The sequence below is a fragment of the Streptomyces sp. LS-MS-L19 genome (assembly GCF_058382285.1).
The window spans coordinates 1,259,504-1,278,248 of record NZ_JBYCLL010000001.1 but is presented as its reverse complement, the minus strand read 5'-3'; the positions used below and the strand labels follow the sequence as shown (position 1 = coordinate 1,278,248).

Genomic DNA, 18,745 nt, shown 5'->3' with positions numbered 1-18,745 from the left:
CGTGATCTCGCGCGTAACGAAGGTTCTGGCCGAGAGCGGGATCGAGCTTGCCCACGAGGAACTCCTCGACGCCATATGGCTCGCCGGGAAACTGCCTCAAGACTCCGGCGTCTTGGCGCGCTCTCTCGGCGCGGCCACCGCGGCCTCGGAGCACCACGGCGAGCCCCGCCGCGATGGGGCGACAGCGTCGAAGACTGCTGAGACCGCACAAGAGCCGACGACTGCGGCATCCACGAAGAAGCTCGCCCCGCACCCCCTCCTGGCCTCGGCGCAGCCCAGCCTCTCCCAAGGCGTGCAGGGGTCCGCGGAGCTGTCGCCGGCGGTCGCAGTCCGCGCCCCGGACACCAGTACCCTCGGGGCCGGCCAACTCCGGCTCGGCAAATCCCTCCGGCCACTGCGGCAGCGCTTCCCCGACCGGGGGCAGCACGAACTCGACGTCACACGCACCGTCGCCGCCATCGCCGACACAGGAGTGCCCGAGACTGTCACCAGAGCGGTGCGCACCCGCTGGCTGTCCCTTGCCCTCGTGGTTGACGACGGCGTCTCCATGGTGCTCTGGCAGCGCCTCGCCGCGGATGTCCGGACCCTGATGGAACGTGCCGGAGCCTTCCGAGACGTGAAGGTGTACGGACTCGATACGCGCAGCGGCACTCCGTTCCTGCGAACCAGCCCCTACCGTCACCGCGGTCGGCGCTTGACCCCAAAGGCTCTCTGCGAACCGACCGGCAACACCCTCGTTCTGGTCATCAGCGACGGCGTCGGCGAAGCATGGCTAGACGGCGCTATGCGCCAGGTGATGGACCACTGGGGACGTTGCGGTCCCACCGCGATCATCCAGGCACTGCCCTCCCGGCTGTGGGCGAGCACCGGCATCAGTGCGAGGCGCTGGCAGGTCACCACCCATCGCCGGGGCGGCCCCACCCGCTCCTGGCACGTCAACGACCCGGACCTGCCGCCAGACCTCGTACGCTTCGACTCCATACCCATCCCCGTCCTCGCGCCGACCCCTGCGGCCGTCGCCGACTGGGCAGGGCTCGTCGCTTCACCCGGCGGCACATCGCTGCTTCCGCTCTGGGACGCCGGCCGGGCCCGCTCCAGCTCTGCCGTCGCCGACGCCCTGGGCGGCGACCCTGCGAAAGCAGTACTCCGTTTCAGGGAGGCCGCGTCCGCCGACGCGTATCGGCTCGCGGCCCACATGGCGGCAGTCGCCCCCGTCACGCCGCCCGTGATGCGTCTGGTGCAGGCCGCCCTCGGACCACCGACCGACCTCGGCCATGTCATGGAGGTGTTTCTCGGGGGATTGATGCATGAACTCGACGCCGGCGCGGCGGACCGGCTGCCGCACCACCGTCGCTTCGACTTCACGGACGAGGCTCGGCGTGTACTTCTCAGCGCAGTCTCCCCAAGGGAACTGGTGCGGACCGCCGAGGCTGTGACGCGGCGAGTTGAGGCCGCTGTCGGCCGGGCCCCGGTCTTCCCAGCGTGGGTCGGGCACCCAGAAGGCACGGCCGTCATCGAAGACTCCGGGCGGGCCTTCGGCTGGCTCCGGGAACAGACGCTGACGCGGCTCGGTATCCCGTCCGCCAATGCCGAGCCGGTGGCAGTCACGCCGGAACCACCTAGCGGAAGCCCCGAGGGCGAGACTGAGAACTCCGCCGGTCCCCCCGTGCCCGCGGCTGCCGCGAGCGATGAGGCGTACGCCGAGCCGCCTGGTGAGCCCCTGCCGCTCGGCTGGGTGGAGCTTCTGCCAGAGGACCCGATACAGCTCGGAAGGTTCCGGCTCCGTGCACGCAGTGCCCACGGTTGGCCCCACCTGACGATGTACCTGGCCGAGGACGAGGACGGCACGGTTGCCACGGTCCGGGCACCAGTCACGCTGCATGCCAGCGACCCGGAAACCGCCCGGGACCTCGTCCGGACGGAAGCGGAATGCCTGACGCGCATGCAGGGCATGCACGTCCCTGCACTCCTCGGCGTTGCAGCGAGTACCACAGGGGAGCTGCCGTGGGTTGCGGCGAGCTGTATCCACCGCCGAGCAGATTCCCCGTCCTCACCGCCCGCACCAAACTTGCGCGCCGTCCTCGACGAATACGGGGGAGCGGTCCCGGAGGAGCTCTTCTTGCGGATTGGGCTGGGCCTGACACAAGCAGTTGCCCTCGCCCACTCACGTGGACTGGTGCACGGCTCAATCGCCCCCCGGGCCGTTCTTGTGACGGACCGCGACGTCCGGCTGGTCGGCTGGGCAACGGCGACGGTCGATGGAGTCGACAGCGCCCATCGCCACGTGCTGCCGCTCAGCGACACCTACCTGGACGCGGCCGACGACGGGTCCCTCACGCCGCAGAGCGACATGTACGCCGTTGGGGCGCTGCTGCTGGCCTACCTCTCGGGACAGTGGAGCGACCCAAAGGCCAACAGCTCGGAACATGGCCCTGGGCCCAACCCAGGGATAGCACCAGTGCTCATGAGCACTCTTCGGCGTTGTTTGGAGAAGGACCCCAGCCGCAGACCGACGGCCGCTGCGCTGGGGGAGGCGTTCGCCGCTGGGTACGAAGGCCACACAGCCGACCGAGCATCGACAGGAGCGCCCCCCGTCAGGGCCTCGGGCAAGGACCTCGCGGAGGGAGATCGCTCGGTCGGCAATTCGTTGGCACCAGATGCCGAGGAGACCGTAACGAAGCTGCCTCGTGGTCCGAGAACTCCCGCCGGCGAGTCGGGAACCTTGGTCGAGGGACGCTACCTGCTGACCCAGAAACGGCACGTTGGAATGACGTCGACCACCTGGCAGGCGACGGATGAGCAACAGGGCCGGGACGTCACTCTCAAGCTGTTCAACGCACCGACGAAGGGCACAGCGTCAGGAGAGGAAAACTTCATCGCGGATGCGGAGCGACTGGCCGCACTCGACATTCAAGGACTCGTGCGGGTCACCGGCTATGGGGTGCACGACAGACGTCCGTACCTCGTGACGGATGCCGTCAACGGCGAGGACCTGGAGCAACTGCTCAAACGCGCGCCCGGCACTCTGTCCTTCGACACAATCAGAGACGTCGGCCGGCAGATTGCGCAAGTGCTCGCCGAGTTCCATAGCAACGGCTTGCTTCACCTGGACCTCAGTCCCTCAGCCCTGGTGTTGAGCCAAGACGGTCGGGTACTTGTGACCGATCCCGGTCAATGCGTCCGCCGCGTGCCACGCATCGACCTGCATGCGATACGACCAACCCGCAGCCCCTCCCCATTTCTGCCCCTCTACCGGTCGTACGAGGAGATCTTCGAGAACGTCACTGCGGACAGCCGGAGTGACCTGTACTCACTGGGCTGTCTGCTCTACGCCATGGCCACCGGCGCAGCTCCCCTACCACCCACGCTCGCCCCACAAGAAGCAGATACTGACCACGGCCCTCGGCGTCGACCGGAGCTGCCCTCCGGCTTCCCTCCCGATCTCGAATCGCTGGTAACGGACCTTCTGGCGATCAACCCTGAGCATCGGCCAGCCAGCACGACTGCGGTGTTGGAAAGGCTGGCGGGTAGGGGTGTGGACGACGAGGAGCTCCTCGCGGCCTACCGAGCACTGCGGGATGCAGACCCGGACGGTGCCCGCATGGGTCGTGTTCTGCGGGATGCCCTCGACGAGGTATTGGACGGCGAGGTGACGGGCCGTTACGACTTGAAGCACATCACCAAGACGGAGCGGACGCACATCGGGGGTCTGGTGCACACCGCGATTCAGCGAGAGTTTCGCTTTGAGGACGGTCAGGCTATGGACTTTCGCATCGCCGATGTCGATGTCGACTGCCGGTTCAGCCTTCAATTCGGCGGTTGGATGCTCCCTCCCGGCACGCTGGGGCACCTCTGCCTTCTGGTCTGGGCGGACGACTACCTGAGCCGGTGGAGCGTCGGGTTGCTGCGGGTCAACCAGGAGTGGCTCAACCGAGGGGGCAACAGAGACCTAAGGACGACGCTCAAGGCCGAGCATCGCAACAAGATCGTCTGGCTCTGGCGCGATGCCGAGCTCGCGGAGAACATCCTCCTGCACATCTCCGGGGCCGACCGGGAAGCGGTCTTCGCCAGTGGCTCGGGCCAGGCCCGGCTCAACGAGTTGTTCCGGCGCGTCCAACGGCGCCGGATCGCACGCAACACCGTACGCACCGTGGTGCAGCAGCGGGACTACATGAAGCGCGTTCGTGGAAGCGGCGGATCCCGCTCAGCACTTCGGGACGAAGGAATCATCATCTTGGGCGACTACGACTCACATCGGCGCGTTGCCCGTCAGCTCGGTCTCCCCGTCCCCAGGGAAGGGGAGTTCATCAGCGCAAGGGTCGCACCGGCTGCGCCTGGGGATGGCAAGGCTGTCGTGGAGATGGACGGCCGACTTTGGTCTCTGGCCTCGCCCGGAGATCCCGTACACCGTGCGCCAGCGCTTCCTTCGCATCTGCCTCCGACGGCAAGCACTGATCGTGCGGACGGACCCCGCGGGGACTGATGTGGGCTTCGTACTCCCACCGCTGGGCAACTCCCTTCGTTTCGCGCGAGACCGTTGCCATCGCTGTGGAGGTTTATCGGCATGGTTCGGGCTGGAAGGTGCGTGCCGCTGGCGAGGGCTACGACACCGGGCTGGCGGGCTTGGCCGCGGACTACGGCATCAACGTCGATTCCTAGTGCCGTTTGCCAAGCCGCTTGGGCCTTCGGCGGTGCGAGCTCGTAGCATCGTCTGTCGCGCAGGAGAGCCCAGAGAATGTTGACCCTGGCGCCAGGAGAGCGCCATGACGGCCTGGGTGTGGCGCTTGTCTTTGGCACGTTGTGACCGATGGTTACCGAGTCGGGCCTTGGGAGCAGGTGCCGCACGCGATACGGCCTCCTCTGATGCTGGTCAGGGTGAGGGTGATGGCCGTGCTGCACCTGCAGCGGCAGCGCCACCGGTCGGTGGTCTTCCCCGGATAGGGCTCCAGCGGCTCGAACCCGGCGGCGCGTGCCTCCGCGGCGGCTGCTGTCGGATCGGTTCGGCCGCCGGATCGGGGGCACTTCTTGCAGCCGGTGGTGCCCGACCGGATGGAGGACAGGCGGGTCGCCACTTCGTTTCCACAGGAACAGCGGCAGCGCCAATGGTCCGTGGTGCGGCCGGGGTACGGCTCCAAGGGCTCGAACCCGGCAGCTCGCATTTCCGCGGACGCCCGCTCGTTGGTGGCCGAGTTGAGGGCGCAGAACCGGCAGCCCCCTGAACCACTGTTGACGTTGGAGTAGGTGGGGCTGGTTTCGTGACCGCATGTGGTGCATCGGCATCGCCACGGTGTAGGGCTACCTGGGTAGGGTTCCAGCGGTTCGAGTCCGGCCGCGCGCATGGTTTCGCCAGCCTTCGGCGCGTTCGTGGCGGCGCGTTTCGCCTGAGTCTCCTTCGCCCGGCAGATGCGACAGCGCTGGCCCGCGTTACGGACGGCGTTGAACGTCGGACGTCCCTCGTGCCCGCAGGTCATGCAGCGCGAGGGCCAAGTCGCGTTGGTGCGGCCGGGATACGGAACGAGTGGTTCGTATCCGCAGGCCCGCATTTCCGCGGCTGCGGCCTCCGCGTCGATGAGGACTGCGGCACGAGGTCGGTCACCGACTCGGGGCGCATAGGGGTCCGCCGAGTTCCGGGTTTCCTCGTCGACCATGGTCCAGACCTCGGCCGCCGTGACGCGGGCCGCAGAGCAGGTTTCGGTCCAGCCGTTCGGCATGACGTCGCTCGTGAGGAAGGGAATGAGTCCGGCCTGGCGCAGGCGGCCCAGCACGGCCTGCTCGACGTCGTAGGCAGCCGCGCCGGTGGCGTATTCACGGGCCTGATGCAGTTGCCAACCCTGGCGTTCGTGTTGGATGAGGCGCGAGGTGTAGCCGGTGCAGGCACCGATGCCGATCTTGACGGCTTGCCATTCGCGGTGGGTGATCACGTAGACCTTCGACGGCCCTGCCAGATCGATGCCGTGGGTGGCGCAGAACTTGCATCCGCCACCGGTACGGATTTTCATGAGGGTCGGGGAGACCTCGTTGCCGCAGGTCGTGCAGCGGCACCGCCACGCAGTCACCGAGGTGGCGTAGGGCTCCAGCGGTTCCAGCCCGGCGGCACGCATGGCAGCCAATGCGATCTCCGGGTCTGTTCTTCTGCCCGCTCCAGCCCTCACGTCGGCACAGTGCCGACAGCCACCCTGACCCGCCAGAATGCCGCCCAGACTCGGTGACCTCTCATGCCCACAGCCGTTGCATTGACACCGCCACGCCTTGTCGCGACGCCCGCCATACGGTTCGAGCGGTTCCAGGCCAGCGGCGCGCATGAGGGCCTCGGCTTCGTCCGCGGGCCAACGGCGTCGGCCACCTGGGGAAGGAAGGCAGTAGGGGCAGGACCGAAGGCCGCGCCTGAGGTTGCTCAACCTGATTTCGACGCTACGGCCGCACGCGAGGTGGCGGCAGCGCCACAGGCCGCTCGGCCCTGGGTAGGACTCCAACGGCTCTAGGCCGAAATGCTTGGCCTCGACTGCGGCTTGGTTGCCGTCCGTGCGCGGCATCTCGCGGCGACGTGACCATGCCCGGCTGGTGCCCTGCCCGGCATGCTTTCGCCCGCACGGGCCGCAGCCTCCTTGTCCGCGCTTGACCGACCCATGAGTGGGCGTCCCGATGGTGCTGCAGATTGTGCAGCGGCAACGCCAGGGGATGTCGGTGCCGGGATAGGGCTCCAATGGCTCCAGACCCGCCGACCTCATGAGCGCGGCGGCCTGGTCGGGGTCGACCGGAGCGTTCGGCGCGCACCATCGGCACGGTCCCCCTCCGCGCTTGATGTACGAGTAGCGGGGCTTGACCTCCCGACCGCAGGGCACGTGCCGGCAGCGCCAAGGCGGTGTCGCACCGGGATACGGCTCCAGTGGTTCCAAGCCTGCCGAGCGCATCAACGCCACAGCTTCCTCTGGAGGAACCGGCGCCGTGCCTGAGCAGTATCGGCAGCCGCCCTGTCTGCCCGAGGCGATGTTGCCCAGCCGCGGTGTCACTTCTCTCCCGCACGCTTCATGGCGGCAACGCCAGGGCTTATCACTGCCTGGATAAGGCTCCAGCGGTTCGAGCCCGGCTTCCCGCATGATCAACACCGGGTCGCGCGGATCCTTCCGAGGACGTCCCACCGCCACCCGGCCTCCCTTTGCATTGTTCACTTCCGAGGGAGGATCGCATGCGGCACTGACAACGGCCTTGTTCACGCCGGAAGCTGGGAGGCGGGCGACTTCGCGGCGGCCTTCCTGCCCGGCCATTTCTGCTGTCTTCTCTTGGCGGTTCGAGTGCTGCCTCCGGGCATTGGACGGGTCGCTGTGCCTGTGGGCGGGAGGCTCGCGGGGGTAACGTCCTCCGGCATGTATTGGTCCGCGACTGGTCCGAGTAGATCTTCACTGGACGCCAGAGAGTGACTGGAAGAAACCAACAGATTGCATTGGGTAGCTGTCGTGTCGGGCTGCCTGGAGCGCATCGGCACCTCCAGGCAACCGACTTGAGCCTCTAGAAGAACCCAAGTTTCTTCGGGCTGTATGAAACCAAAACGTTCTTCGTCTGCTGGTAATGCTCCAGCATCATCCTGTGCGTCTCCCGCCCGATCCCCGACTGCTTGTACCCGCCGAACGCGGCATGCGCCGGGTACGCGTGGTAGCAGTTCGTCCAGACGCGGCCTGCCTGGATCGCGCGGCCCGCGCGGTACGCCGTGTTCATGTCGCGGGTCCACACACCCGCCCCGAGCCCGTACAGCGTGTCGTTGGCGATCTTCAGGGCGTCGTCGAAGTCGTCGAAGGACGTCACCGACACGACCGGGCCGAAGATCTCCTCCTGGAAGATCCGCATCCGGTTGTCGCCCTCGAAGATCGTCGGCTGGACGTAGTAGCCGCCCTTCAACTCACCGTCGTAATCGATCCGTTCGCCACCGGTGAGCACCTTCGCGCCTTCCTGTCGGCCGACGTCCAGGTAGGAGAGGATCTTCTCCAGCTGGTCGTTGGAGGCCTGGGCGCCGATCATCGTCTCCGTGTCGAGGGGGTGGCCCGGCTTGATGAGTTCGGTACGGGCGACGGCTGCCTGGAGGAACTCGGCGTAGTTACCGCTCTGGATCAGTGCCCGGGACGGACACGTACAGACCTCGCCCTGGTTGAGGGCGAACATCGTGAACCCCTCGAGCGCCTTGTCACGGAAGTCGTCGTCCCGCGCCCAGACGTCGTCGAAGAAGATGTTCGGTGACTTGCCGCCGAGTTCGAGGGTGACCGGCTTGATGTTCTCGGAGGCGTACTGCATGATCAGCCGCCCCGTCGTGGTCTCGCCGGTGAACGCCACCTTCGCCACCCGCGGGCTCGACGCGAGTGGCTTCCCGGCCTCCACACCGAAGCCGTTGACGATGTTCACCACGCCCGGCGGCAGCAGGTCCGCGATCAGGCTCATCCAGTAGTGGATGGAGGCCGGGGTCTGCTCGGCCGGCTTGATGACGACCGCGTTGCCCGCCGCGAGGGCGGGGGCGAGCTTCCACACCGCCATCAGGATCGGGAAGTTCCACGGGATGATCTGCGCGACGACACCGAGCGGCTCATGGAAGTGGTACGCCACCGTGTCGTCGTCGAGCTCGCCCAGCGAACCCTCCTGCGCCCGGATCGCCCCCGCGAAGTACCGGAAGTGGTCGATCGCCAGGGGGATGTCGGCCGCCAGCGTCTCCCGCACCGGCTTGCCGTTCTCCCAGCTCTCCGCGACGGCGAGCTTCTCCAGGTTCGCCTCCATACGGTCGGCGATCTTGAGGAGGACGCCGGAGCGCTCGGTCACCGAGGTCCGGCCCCAGGCCGGCGCGGCCGCGTGCGCGGCGTCCAGCGCCCGCTCCACGTCCTCCGCGGTGCCCCGCGCCACCTCGGTGAACGGCTGCCCGTTCACCGGAGACGGGTTCTCGAAGTACTGCCCACGCGCCGGCGGCACGTACTCCCCACCGATGAAGTGGTCGTAGCGCGCCTGGTAGGAGACGATCGCGCCCTCGGTGCCGGGTGCCGCGTAACGGGTCATGCTGGCCAGCCTCCTTCAGCAGCGCCGCCCGCCGTTGGGCGGCTCTGCGCGTGAGGCTAGGAGCGCGGACGTTGCAACCACGTTGCCCTCGGCGCGGCCAGCTCCGACTCCAGCGCGGCCAGCCGGGCCCGGGCGCTCGCCGTGGGCCGTACGGCGGCGAGCGCCCGCCACACGTCGAGGTCGTCCTCGCCCCACGGCGCGTGCGCCCAGTCCGCCAGCAGGTCGGGATCCCGGCGGGCGATCAACGCCGTGCGCAGCCCGTCGGCGATCCGACGCCTGAGCCGTGCCACCGCCGGAGCGCGCGAGGCCGGAAGCAGCGGACCGGTGTACCCCCGGACTGCCCCCGTCACCGCCCCGCTCTCCAGCCGCCGCTCCACCACCGCCACGTCCGACTCGACGGGCACGGTCAACCGGTAGGGCCGCGACGCCAGCAGCCCCGGCCCCAGCACCCGGCGCAGCCTTGCCAGTTCGGCCCGCAGCGTCACCGGTGTCACCGACTCGTCCTCGTACAGCGCGCACAGCAGTTCGTCGCCGCTCAGCCCCTCCGGGTGCCGGGACAGCAGTACCAGGATCTCGCTGTGCCGCCGGCTGAGCCTGATCCTGCGTCCGGCGCTCGCGAACACCGCTTCGTCCCGGCCCAGCGCGCTCAGTTCGGGCGTGTCGGTGGCCGTCTCCGTCGGGAGCAGCAGCGCCAGCTGGGACTCGGCGGCCCGCGCGACCGCCTGGACGAACCCCAGACTGTGCGGATGCGCCAGCCCGTCCCCACCGGTGATGTCCACGGCCCCCAGCACCCGACCGGTCCGCGGATCGTGGACCGGCGCGGCCGCGCAGGTCCACGGCTGCACCCGGCGGATGAAGTGCTCCGCCGCGAACACCTGCACCGGCCGGTCCACCGCCACCGCGGTGCCCGGCGCGTTCGTCCCGACCGCGGTCTCCGACCACCGAGCCCCCGGTACGAAGTTCATCAGGCCCGCCTGCCGCCGGGTCGACGCGTGTCCCTCGACCCACAGCAGCCTGCCGTGCTCGTCGCACACCGCGAGCAGATGCTCCCCGTCGGAGGCGAACGTCCCCATCAGCTCACGGAACAGCGGCATGACCCGCGCCAGCGGATGCTCGGCCCGGTACGCGCCGAGGTCGCCGTCGCTGAGTTCGACGCTCGCCGTCCCGTCGGGCCCGACCCCCGCCCGCGCGGAACGCCGCCACGAGTCCGCCACCACCGGCCGCACCGGCCGCTGCACCGTACCCGCCTCGGTGAACGTCTCGTGCGCCCGCAGCAGCATCCGGACACGCTCGGCAGGGTCGGCCCCCGCCTCCAGGGCCACCCATGGATCGGACAACTCGGCCTCCCCGGAACGCGATGCGGCTGGGAACATCGTCACTCCGGGTGCCCGCCCCGACAACCTCTTCGACCGCCGTCACCCGAACGACGCCTCCTCACACGGCTTCCACCATCCTCATGTAGCGCGTCCAGTCCCAGTACGGCCCAGGGTCCGTGTGGTCCGAACCCGGCACCTCGTAGTGCCCGATGATGTGCGCACGGTCCCTGGGGATGCCGTATCTCTCGCAGATGTCCGCGGTGAGCACCGCGGACTGCGCGTACAGGGCGTCGGTGAAGTAGGCGGGCCGGTCCACCCACCCCTCGTGCTCGATGCCGACGCTGCGGGTGTTGTACCCCCAGTTCCCGGCGTGCCAGGCCACGTCGGCCTCCCGGACGCACTGGGCGACATGACCGTCGGCCGACCGGACGACATAGTGCGCGGACACCTGCTTCGCAGGGTTCCGGAAGATGTCCAGGGTGTCGGTGAAGGTCTCCTGGGTGACATGGATGACGACCCGGTCGATGTCGTAGGACGCGGGGCGGTCCGAGTACGTGTAGTTGGAGCTGGTCGCGGGCTGCCACTCGGCGAACGGGTGGTCGACGGGCTGGGGCACGGCCCCGGCCGGCGTCTCGGCAAGCAGCGCGTACGGTACGGCGGCGAGGACGGCGCCCTTCAGCAGCCGCCGTCGGTCGAACAGCGGTCGTGCGCGTTCCAAGGATCAAGTGCCTCTCAGGTCGGCGGCGTTCCGCCCCGCAGGGCCACCGCGGTCTCACGGAGCCGGTCGTGCACTCCGCGGTGAGTCTCGCGCGGGGGCAGCCATTCCTTGCGGATCTTCGCCACACACGTGTAGTTGGTGTCGCAGACGTTGGCGAGCGGCGACTCCACGGCCTGGGTCGCGAACTGGTACGCGTCCAGCTCGCTGAATCCGTAGTCGCGGACCAGCCACTGCACCAGGTCGAGCTGCGATATCCGGAACGCGTCCTCCAGCGGGCGGGCCGAGCCGGTCGAGATGATGTGCGTGTCCGACTCGATGCGCGGCCAGGGCGTGGCGAGCCCTTTGAGCAGCTCCACGATCACCACGGTGTTCATCGCGCACTCGACGGCGACCCCGCAGGTCTCTCCCTCGCCCTGCCGGGCATGGCCGTCGCCGAGGCTGAGCAGAGCGCCCTCCACGTTGACCCCGAGGTAGCAGGTGACGCCGGCGCGCATCTCCGGGGTGTCCATGTTGCCGCCGTGCGCGTCGGGCACCAGCGCCGAGCGCACCTCCAGGTTGGCGGGAGCCACCCCCACGGTGCCGTGCATCGGGTCCATGGGCAGCTCGATCTCGATGTCGCTGTCGTGCGCCCGGAACATCGCCGTGCGCCGGGCGCGGTCCAGCTGCCAGATCCACACGGTCTCCGGCAGCGGGGGCTGGAGCGTGGCGGTGGTGTGTGTGGAGGTGAGCGCGCCGAACAGGGGGACCGTGGTGGACGCGGCCCAGTCCCGCGCCGGTTCCACCGACACGAAGTGCACGGCGACGGTGTCCCCCGGCTCCGCGCCCTCGATGTGGAAGGGACCGGTCTGCGGGTTCAGGAAGGGGAACTCGCACACCTCGGACACCAGGTCCTTCTCGGACCGCACCCGCCCCGCGAAGCAGTCCTCCGTGTAGAGGTCGAGGACGGTGCCGGGCTTGATGCGGGCCACCGGTGGGGCACCGCCGAACGTCCAGGCGTACTCGCCCGGCTGGGGACGTACGGTCAGGATGCGGGGGTCGCTCATCGCTGCAGGGCTCCGATCCGGTCGGTTCGTCGAGGTGGACGCGGGCGGTGTCGTATCAGCACGATCAGGTGACGAAGTCGCTGGGTGCCTCGCGTGGATCACGGTACGGCGGGTGCCGATCGGGCAGAAGAGCGCTTGTTGTTTCCGTGGAGAACCTTGGAGTTGTGGATAACTCCCTCACCCGATGGGGTGAAATGACGGCCCGTCAGGCCCGTTCGCCCACAACCGACGGGTCGTCCAGAACCGCCCGCACCACCGAGTGCGCGGCCCCCAGCAGCGGCCCCTGCGAACCCAGTCGCGACACCGACACCGGACAGGCCGGACCGGCGGTGCGCCGCGCCAGTTCGTCCCGCAGCGAGGGCAGCATCCAGGGCGCGAGCCCCGCCAGCGCACCGCCGAGCACCACGCCCTGGGGATCCAGCAGGTTGACCGCACCGGTCAGCGCGATACCGAGCGCCTCTCCCGCCTCGCGCAGGGCGCCTCGTACGGCCTCGTCGCCGTCCGCCGCGTGCTGCGCGAGCAGCCCGACCCGGTCCTCGCCGGGTTCGAGGCCGGCCGCTCGCAGCACCGCCTCCTCACCGGCGTACTGCTCCAGACAGCCCCGGCCGCCGCACGGACAGCGGGGACCGTCCGGGCGGACCGGCACATGGCCCAGCTCGCCCGCGAAACCGCGGGTGCCGCGCAGCAGTTGGCCGTCCACCACGAGGGCCGCGCCGATGCCGATCTCCGCCGATACGTGCAGGAAGTCGTGGGGCGTGTCGTCGCCGAGCCAGAGTTCGGCCAGCGCGCCGAAGTTGGCCTCGTTGCCCACGGTCAGCGGGAAGTCCTCGGGCAGCAGGGCGCCCAGGTCGGTGTCGTGCCAGTCGAGGTTCGGTGCGCGGACGACGGTCCGGGCGTCACGCGCCACCAGGCCGGGCACCGCCACCGCGAGCCCCGCGGGCCACAGGCCCTCGCTCTCCGCCTCCGCCACCACCTGGCGCACCAGGGAGGCGAGTTCCGCGAGCACCGGTTCGGGCGCGCGGCCCCGGTTCGCGCCGTACCGCACCACCTCCGCGCGGGTCTGGCCGCGCAGGTCGACCGCGCAGACCGCGAGGTGGTCCACCCCGATCTCCGCGCCTATCCCGGCGGGCCCGCGTCCGCTGACGGCGAGCGCGGAGCCCGGCCTGCCGACCCGGCCGGGGCGCTCGGGGCCCAGTTCCTCCAGGAGCCCCGAGCGTATGAGCTCGTCGACGAGGGTCGACACCGCGGCCCGGGTCAGTCCGATGCGCGAGGCGACCGCGGCACGCGACAGCGGCCCCTCGGCGCTGACGGCGTGCATGACGCGGGCCAGGTTGCGGCGGCGCATGCCCTGCTGGGTGTCGGGCAGGCCGCGGCGGGTCCCCGCCGGGTGGGCGTCGTGCGGGCCGCGCCCCGGGCCGGCCGATCGGGCGTCGTGCAGCGGTGCGGTCATGCCTCCCTCACTTCTCAGAGGTCCCCCGCTCCAGCAGCGGCGCCGCGTCGGAGAGTACCCCGGCGATCCTGGCCAGCGTCTCGTCGTCCCGCTCCACGGCCTCCAGCACCGGCCCGGCGGTCGTGTTCCAGCGCCGGGCGACCGCGCCCGGGTCCTCGCCGGTCAGCAGCCCCGCGGCCTGCGCGGCGGCGCCGAGCGCGACCAGTTCCTTGGCCTCGGGCACCTGCACCGGCCGCCCCGAGAGCCGTCGTACGGTCTGCTGCCAGGCGGTGCCCTGGGCCCCGCCGCCGATCAGCAGCAGCGGCGTCGAGCGATCCGCGTCCGCGTCGAGCACCAGGTCCAGTGCCCCGAGCAGCGCCTGCACGGCACCGTCGTAGGCGGCCTGGAGGAGCTGCCCGCCGGTGGTGTCGTGGCGCAGGCCGTGCAGCAGCCCGGAGGAGTTCGGCAGGTTCGGGGTGCGTTCGCCGTCCAGGTAGGGCAGCAGGGTGACCCCCGAGACCGGCTCCACGGCCTCGCGGTCCAGGTTCAGCAGCGCGGCGACGCGGTCCACGGCGAGCGTGCAGTTCAGGGTGCAGGCCAGCGGCAGCCAGTCGCCGTGCGCGTCGGCGAAGCCCGCCACGGTGCCGGTCGGGTCGGCGGGGCGGCGCTTGGACACGGCGTAGACCGTGCCCGAGGTGCCGAGGCTCATCACCGGCGTCCCGGGACGCAGCCCGAGGCCAAGGGCGGCGGCCGCGTTGTCACCGGTGCCGGGGGCGACCAGGGTGCCCTTGGAGAACGGCAGGTCATGGCCGTCGCGGACGGTGCCGGCGACCTCGCCGGGCCGCACCACGCGGGGGAGCAGCGCGGGGTCGAGGCCCACGTGCGCGAGGATCTCGCTGTCGTACGACTCCGTCGCCGATGCCCACCAGCCGGTGCCGGAGGCGTCGCCGCGGTCGGTGGTGCCCTCGCCGGTGAGGCGTTCGGTGAGGTAGTCGTGGGGCAGGCGGACCGCCTTCGTGGCGCGCAGGGCCTCCGGCTCGTGCTCGGCGAGCCAGGCCCACTTCGTGACCGTGAAGGAGGCGCCCGGCACGCTTCCGGTCCGCTCCGCCCATGCCTTGGGACCGCCCAGCTCCTCGATGAGCCGCCGGGCCTGGGGCGCCGAGCGCACGTCGTTCCAGAGCATGGCCGGGCGCACCGGCTCGCCCCGCTCGTCCAGGGTGACGAGGCCGTGCTGCTGGCCGCCGATCGACACGGCGGCGGCCTCCCGTGCGGCGTCCCCGCACTGGCGCAGGGCCTCGGACAGCGCGTCCCACCACTGGCGCGGGTCGCTCTCGCGGCCGGCCCCGGAGGACACGGTGTGCGGTGCCTGGCCGCGCGCGACGACCTGGCCGGTGGCCGCGTCGACCACCAGCGCCTTGGTGGACTGGGTGGACGTGTCCACGCCGACGACGAGCGGACCCTCGGCTGCTGACATCGGGCTCTCCCTTTTTGCACGGCTCATGATCTTGATGCGGCTGGTGTCTCACCCCGAAGACACCTTGTCTCTTCCCGGAGACGTGTGTGCATACTAATTTGTAAACCGCCATGACGAAATAGTCCGGAGCAGCAAGGAGCCGCGTCATGAACTACCAGCCCACCCCCGAGGACAGGTTCACCTTCGGCCTGTGGACCGTCGGCTGGCAGGGAAGGGACCCGTTCGGCGACGCCACCCGCCGTGCCCTCGACCCGGTCGAGACGGTGCAGCGCCTGGCCGAGCTCGGCGCCCACGGCGTGACCTTCCACGACGACGACCTGATCCCCTTCGGGTCCTCGGACAGCGAGCGCGAGGGCCACATCAAGCGCTTCCGTGAGGCCCTGGACGCCACCGGCATGAAGGTGCCGATGGCGACCACCAACCTCTTCACGCACCCGGTCTTCAAGGACGGCGCGTTCACCGCCAACGACCGCGACGTACGCCGTTACGCCCTGCGCAAGACCATCCGCAACATCGACCTCGCGGTCGAGCTCGGCGCCGAGACCTACGTCGCCTGGGGCGGCCGTGAGGGCGCCGAGTCCGGCGCCGCCAAGGACGTGCGCGTGGCTCTCGACCGCATGAAGGAGGCCTTCGACCTCCTCGGCGAGTACGTGACCGAGCAGGGCTACGACCTGAAGTTCGCGATCGAGCCCAAGCCGAACGAGCCGCGCGGCGACATCCTGCTGCCCACCGTCGGCCACGCGCTCGCGTTCATCGAGCGCCTGGAGCGCCCCGAGCTGTACGGCGTGAACCCCGAGGTCGGCCACGAGCAGATGGCCGGGCTGAACTTCCCGCACGGCATCGCGCAGGCCCTGTGGGCGGGCAAGCTCTTCCACATCGACCTCAACGGCCAGTCCGGCATCAAGTACGACCAGGACCTCCGCTTCGGCGCCGGTGACCTGCGTGCCGCCTTCTGGCTCGTCGACCTCCTGGAGAGCGCCGGTTACGCCGGCCCGAAGCACTTCGACTTCAAGCCGCCGCGCACCGAGGACCTCGACGGCGTGTGGGCGTCGGCCGCGGGCTGCATGCGCAACTACCTCATCCTCAAGGAGCGTGCCACCGCCTTCCGCGCCGACCCGCAGGTCCAGGAGGCGCTGCGTGCCGCGCGTCTGGACGAGCTGGCGCAGCAGACGGCGGCGGACGGCCTCAAGGCGCTGCTCGCGGACCGCGGCGCCTTCGAGGACTTCGACGTGGAGGCGGCCGCCGCGCGCGGCATGGCCTTCGAGCAGCTCGACCAGCTCGCCATGGACCACCTCCTGGGTGCCCGCGGCTGAACGAGGCCCACGCGCGCGGGCGGTCGGTCGTGAGCGGCCTCGAGCCGTCGGCACACATGCGTGCCGACGGCTCGAGTGCACGCGCGCGGTCCGACAGGTCAGGGCGCACGCGCGCGTAGTGGGGGGGCGACCCCGCGCGGAATGTTCCGGAATCATGCGATCCACGGCATGAGGCCGTATCAACTCCCGCGCGGGGGTCGCCCCATGACCGGTTCGCGGCGACTCTGGACGGTATGGCCATGCCGCCGGTACCGCCCCAGCCACCCGGACCGCCGGGTGACACACCGCCTCCGGGCGGTGGCTTCGGACCACCTCCTGACGACTTCGGGCGCGGCGACCCGAACCGGTACGGGAGCCTGCCCCCGACCCAGCCGATACCGCCCGTCCGCGAGACCCAGGGTGGACACGGGCCCCGCGGCCCCCGCCGCCGCAGCCCGCTGTTCGCCCTGCTCGCCGTGATCGTGGCCGCCGTCGCGGTGGCAGTAGTCATCTTCATGGCCTCGGGCAGTGACGACTCGCCGGACAAGGACGGGACGCCGGCCCCGCAGACCAGCACGAGCCCCTCTCCCAAGCCGTCGTTCAGCCTGCCCACGCAGTTCCCCAGTGAACTGCCCAGCGAGCTTCCGTCGCAGTTCCCGAGCGAACTCCCCAGTGAGTTCCCGAGCGATCTGGAGTCGTTCCTCCCGTCGCTGGGGTGACGGCCGAACAGTGAACACACGGCGCCGCACGTGTGTCCGCCTGAACTCCGCGGCACACGCGTGTGCGCCTGTTTCTCACTCGGGGGACGTGCGGGCTGCCCGGTGGGGACCCAGACCTTGGAGGACATCGCCGAGCTGCTCCGTCGTGAGGGCGGGGGAGGGCAGAGGCGCGACGGCGGGCGAGGCCCTCAGGCTGTCGAGGAGCAGGGCTAGAGGGCGGCGCCACGCGTCCGGGGCGACGGCGCCGGCCAGAGCCGGGACGGCTCGCCCCAGGGCGGCGAGTGCGAAGAGAACGTCCTCCGTCGTGACGTCCGCGCGAATGCTGCCCTGCTCACGGCCACGGGCCAGCAGCAGGTCGATGGTCGCCCGGTTGTGGGCGTGCACGGCCTCCAATGAGTCGACACCCTCGAGGCGCGTGGTCATCAGGTCGTTGGTGCCGCGATCGGTGGCCAGGACGGCGAACACGGCTCCCAGGTAGCCGACGAGCCCCTCCCAGGCGTCCGTGGCGGTCCGGGCCCGCTCGCCCGCGGTCATGGTGCCCGCCAGCGGCTCACGGAAGACCGCGTCGACCAGCTCCGCGCGGGTGGGGAAATGCCGGTAGAGCGTGGCGTTCCCCACCTTGGCCCGCCGGGCGATCGCGTCCAGGGGCGCCTCGAGCCCCTGCTCCGTGAACACCTCGTGCGCGGCCTGGACCAGCGACTCCCGATTGCGACGCGCATCGCGCCGTCGAGCCGGTGCCATTGCCTCGTTCGTCATGGGCGCCCTTCCCGCGGTACCGGGGAGTGCTCCCCGGTCGCGATGCTATCGTTCGAGGGTGAAACGGGGACTAGTCCCCACTTTGAGGCAGGGGTGGGGCATGGGCAGTACGGCACTCGTTCTCGGTGGTGGCGCCCGCGTCGGCGGAGCCTGGATGACAGGAGTCCTCGCCGGCCTGCGCGACGCCGGTGTCGATCCGGCCCGAGCGGACGTCGTGATCGGCACCTCGGCAGGTGCGATCTTCGGTGCGCGGCTGCTCGCCGGTGAACCCGCGCGAGAGCTGTACGAACGTCAACTGGCCGGTGCCGACTCCGTGAATCTCGATGTGACGCTCGGCCAGACGCTCCGCTTCCTGTGGGCCGCGCTGGGCTCCCGTGACCCGGAGCGTTCCGTGCGGCGTCTCGGACGAGCGGCCCTGAAGGCCCGTACGGGCCCCGAGTCCGACGTGTACGCCGCGCTGGATCCGCTGCTGCGGGGCGTCGAGGTCTGGCCCGACCCCATGCTGCGGGTCACTGCTGTCGACGCCCTCACAGGGGCACTGACGGCCTTTGACGCCGATTCGGGCGTCACGCTCCGGGAGGCCGTCGCCGCGAGCTGCGCGGTTCCCGTGGTCTGGCCCCCCGTCACCGTGGCCGGGCGCCGTTGGATGGACGGTGGCAGCCGTTCCACGGCCAACATCCACCTCGCGCGCGGCCATCACCACGTGCTGGCCATCGCTCCGATCCCCAGAGCCGTGGGCCCTCACGCCGACGCGGCGCGGCAAGCGGCCGAGCTGACCGCCGAGGGCGCCCACGTCACCCTCGTGACCCCAGACCGCACCGCGCGCCGCGCCATGGGACGCGACATGACCTCAGAGGCACGCCGCCCACCGGCCGCCCGAGCCGGGCACGCCCAGGGCACGGCACTCGCGGCTGCGTTGCCCGCGGTATGGAGTGCCGAGTGACAGCGGCCGGGGCGGTGCCCACAGG

The 18,745-nt window shown here is 70.3% G+C and carries 13 protein-coding genes and 1 pseudogene; 5 read left to right on the top strand and 9 right to left on the bottom strand.

Annotated features, from left to right (window positions below; all coding sequences use genetic code 11):
* Nucleotide 1: 1 nt before the first annotated feature.
* Entirely contained in the window at nucleotides 2-4,483 is a 4,482-nt protein-coding gene (locus tag AC2XR2_RS05555) for a NaeI family type II restriction endonuclease (RefSeq protein ID WP_491514448.1), read from the top strand.
* Nucleotides 4,483-4,659, top strand: a complete 177-nt coding sequence (locus AC2XR2_RS05550; protein ID WP_467320077.1) for a TerD family protein — start codon at nucleotides 4,483-4,485, stop codon at nucleotides 4,657-4,659. Before AC2XR2_RS05555 ends, AC2XR2_RS05550 begins: the two co-directional genes overlap by 1 nt.
* Nucleotides 4,660-4,671: 12 nt before the next feature.
* On the opposite strand, the pseudogene AC2XR2_RS05545 reads toward AC2XR2_RS05550, so the two are convergent.
* The 8 genes and pseudogenes from AC2XR2_RS05545 to xylB form a co-directional block, all read right to left on the bottom strand.
* Nucleotides 4,672-4,801, bottom strand: a pseudogene (locus tag AC2XR2_RS05545) (IS110 family transposase); the annotation flags it as partial.
* 10 nt (nucleotides 4,802-4,811) lie between these two features.
* Nucleotides 4,812-6,110, bottom strand: a complete 1,299-nt coding sequence (locus tag AC2XR2_RS05540; protein WP_491514447.1) for a hypothetical protein — start codon at nucleotides 6,108-6,110, stop codon at nucleotides 4,812-4,814.
* Nucleotides 6,111-7,506: 1,396 nt separating this feature from the next.
* Complete coding sequence (exaC, locus tag AC2XR2_RS05535; protein ID WP_491514446.1) at nucleotides 7,507-9,030, bottom strand: acetaldehyde dehydrogenase ExaC; 1,524 nt, start codon at nucleotides 9,028-9,030, stop codon at nucleotides 7,507-7,509.
* Nucleotides 9,031-9,086: 56 nt separating this feature from the next.
* The gene (locus tag AC2XR2_RS05530; protein WP_491514445.1) at nucleotides 9,087-10,367 is read right to left on the bottom strand and encodes a GAF domain-containing protein; all 1,281 of its coding nucleotides are present in this window, start codon (nucleotides 10,365-10,367) and stop codon (nucleotides 9,087-9,089) included.
* A 97-nt stretch (nucleotides 10,368-10,464) separates the two neighbouring features.
* Complete coding sequence (locus AC2XR2_RS05525) at nucleotides 10,465-11,064, bottom strand: N-acetylmuramoyl-L-alanine amidase (protein ID WP_449352900.1); 600 nt, start codon at nucleotides 11,062-11,064, stop codon at nucleotides 10,465-10,467.
* Between the two features lie 14 nt (nucleotides 11,065-11,078).
* Nucleotides 11,079-12,107, bottom strand: a complete 1,029-nt coding sequence (locus AC2XR2_RS05520; protein ID WP_491514444.1) for an acetamidase/formamidase family protein — start codon at nucleotides 12,105-12,107, stop codon at nucleotides 11,079-11,081.
* 205 nt (nucleotides 12,108-12,312) lie between these two features.
* Nucleotides 12,313-13,557, bottom strand: coding sequence for an ROK family protein (locus AC2XR2_RS05515; protein WP_449352899.1), 1,245 nt, complete (start codon nucleotides 13,555-13,557; stop codon nucleotides 12,313-12,315).
* Between the two features lie 7 nt (nucleotides 13,558-13,564).
* Nucleotides 13,565-15,010 (bottom strand): xylulokinase, encoded by a 1,446-nt coding sequence (gene xylB / locus AC2XR2_RS05510; protein ID WP_449352898.1) that lies wholly within the window; start codon nucleotides 15,008-15,010, stop codon nucleotides 13,565-13,567.
* 146 nt (nucleotides 15,011-15,156) lie between these two features.
* Here xylB and xylA point away from each other — a divergent pair, with 146 nt between their 5' ends.
* Together xylA and AC2XR2_RS05500 are read left to right on the top strand one after the other, a co-directional pair.
* On the top strand, nucleotides 15,157-16,323 hold the full coding sequence (gene xylA, locus AC2XR2_RS05505) for a xylose isomerase (protein ID WP_381299580.1): 1,167 nt from the start codon (nucleotides 15,157-15,159) through the stop codon (nucleotides 16,321-16,323).
* Nucleotides 16,324-16,556: 233 nt separating this feature from the next.
* Nucleotides 16,557-17,021 (top strand): hypothetical protein, encoded by a 465-nt coding sequence (locus tag AC2XR2_RS05500; protein ID WP_491514443.1) that lies wholly within the window; start codon nucleotides 16,557-16,559, stop codon nucleotides 17,019-17,021.
* A 75-nt stretch (nucleotides 17,022-17,096) separates the two neighbouring features.
* Here AC2XR2_RS05500 and AC2XR2_RS05495 read toward each other — a convergent pair whose 3' ends face one another.
* Nucleotides 17,097-17,777: a TetR/AcrR family transcriptional regulator gene (locus tag AC2XR2_RS05495; protein WP_491514442.1), complete on the bottom strand. Its 681-nt coding sequence runs from the start codon at nucleotides 17,775-17,777 to the stop codon at nucleotides 17,097-17,099.
* A 100-nt stretch (nucleotides 17,778-17,877) separates the two neighbouring features.
* On the opposite strand from AC2XR2_RS05495, the gene AC2XR2_RS05490 reads away from it, so the two are divergent.
* Nucleotides 17,878-18,720 carry a patatin-like phospholipase family protein gene (locus tag AC2XR2_RS05490; RefSeq protein WP_491514441.1) on the top strand — a complete coding sequence of 281 codons (843 nt, stop codon included), beginning with the start codon at nucleotides 17,878-17,880 and terminating at the stop codon, nucleotides 18,718-18,720.
* Nucleotides 18,721-18,745: the final 25 nt, after the last annotated feature.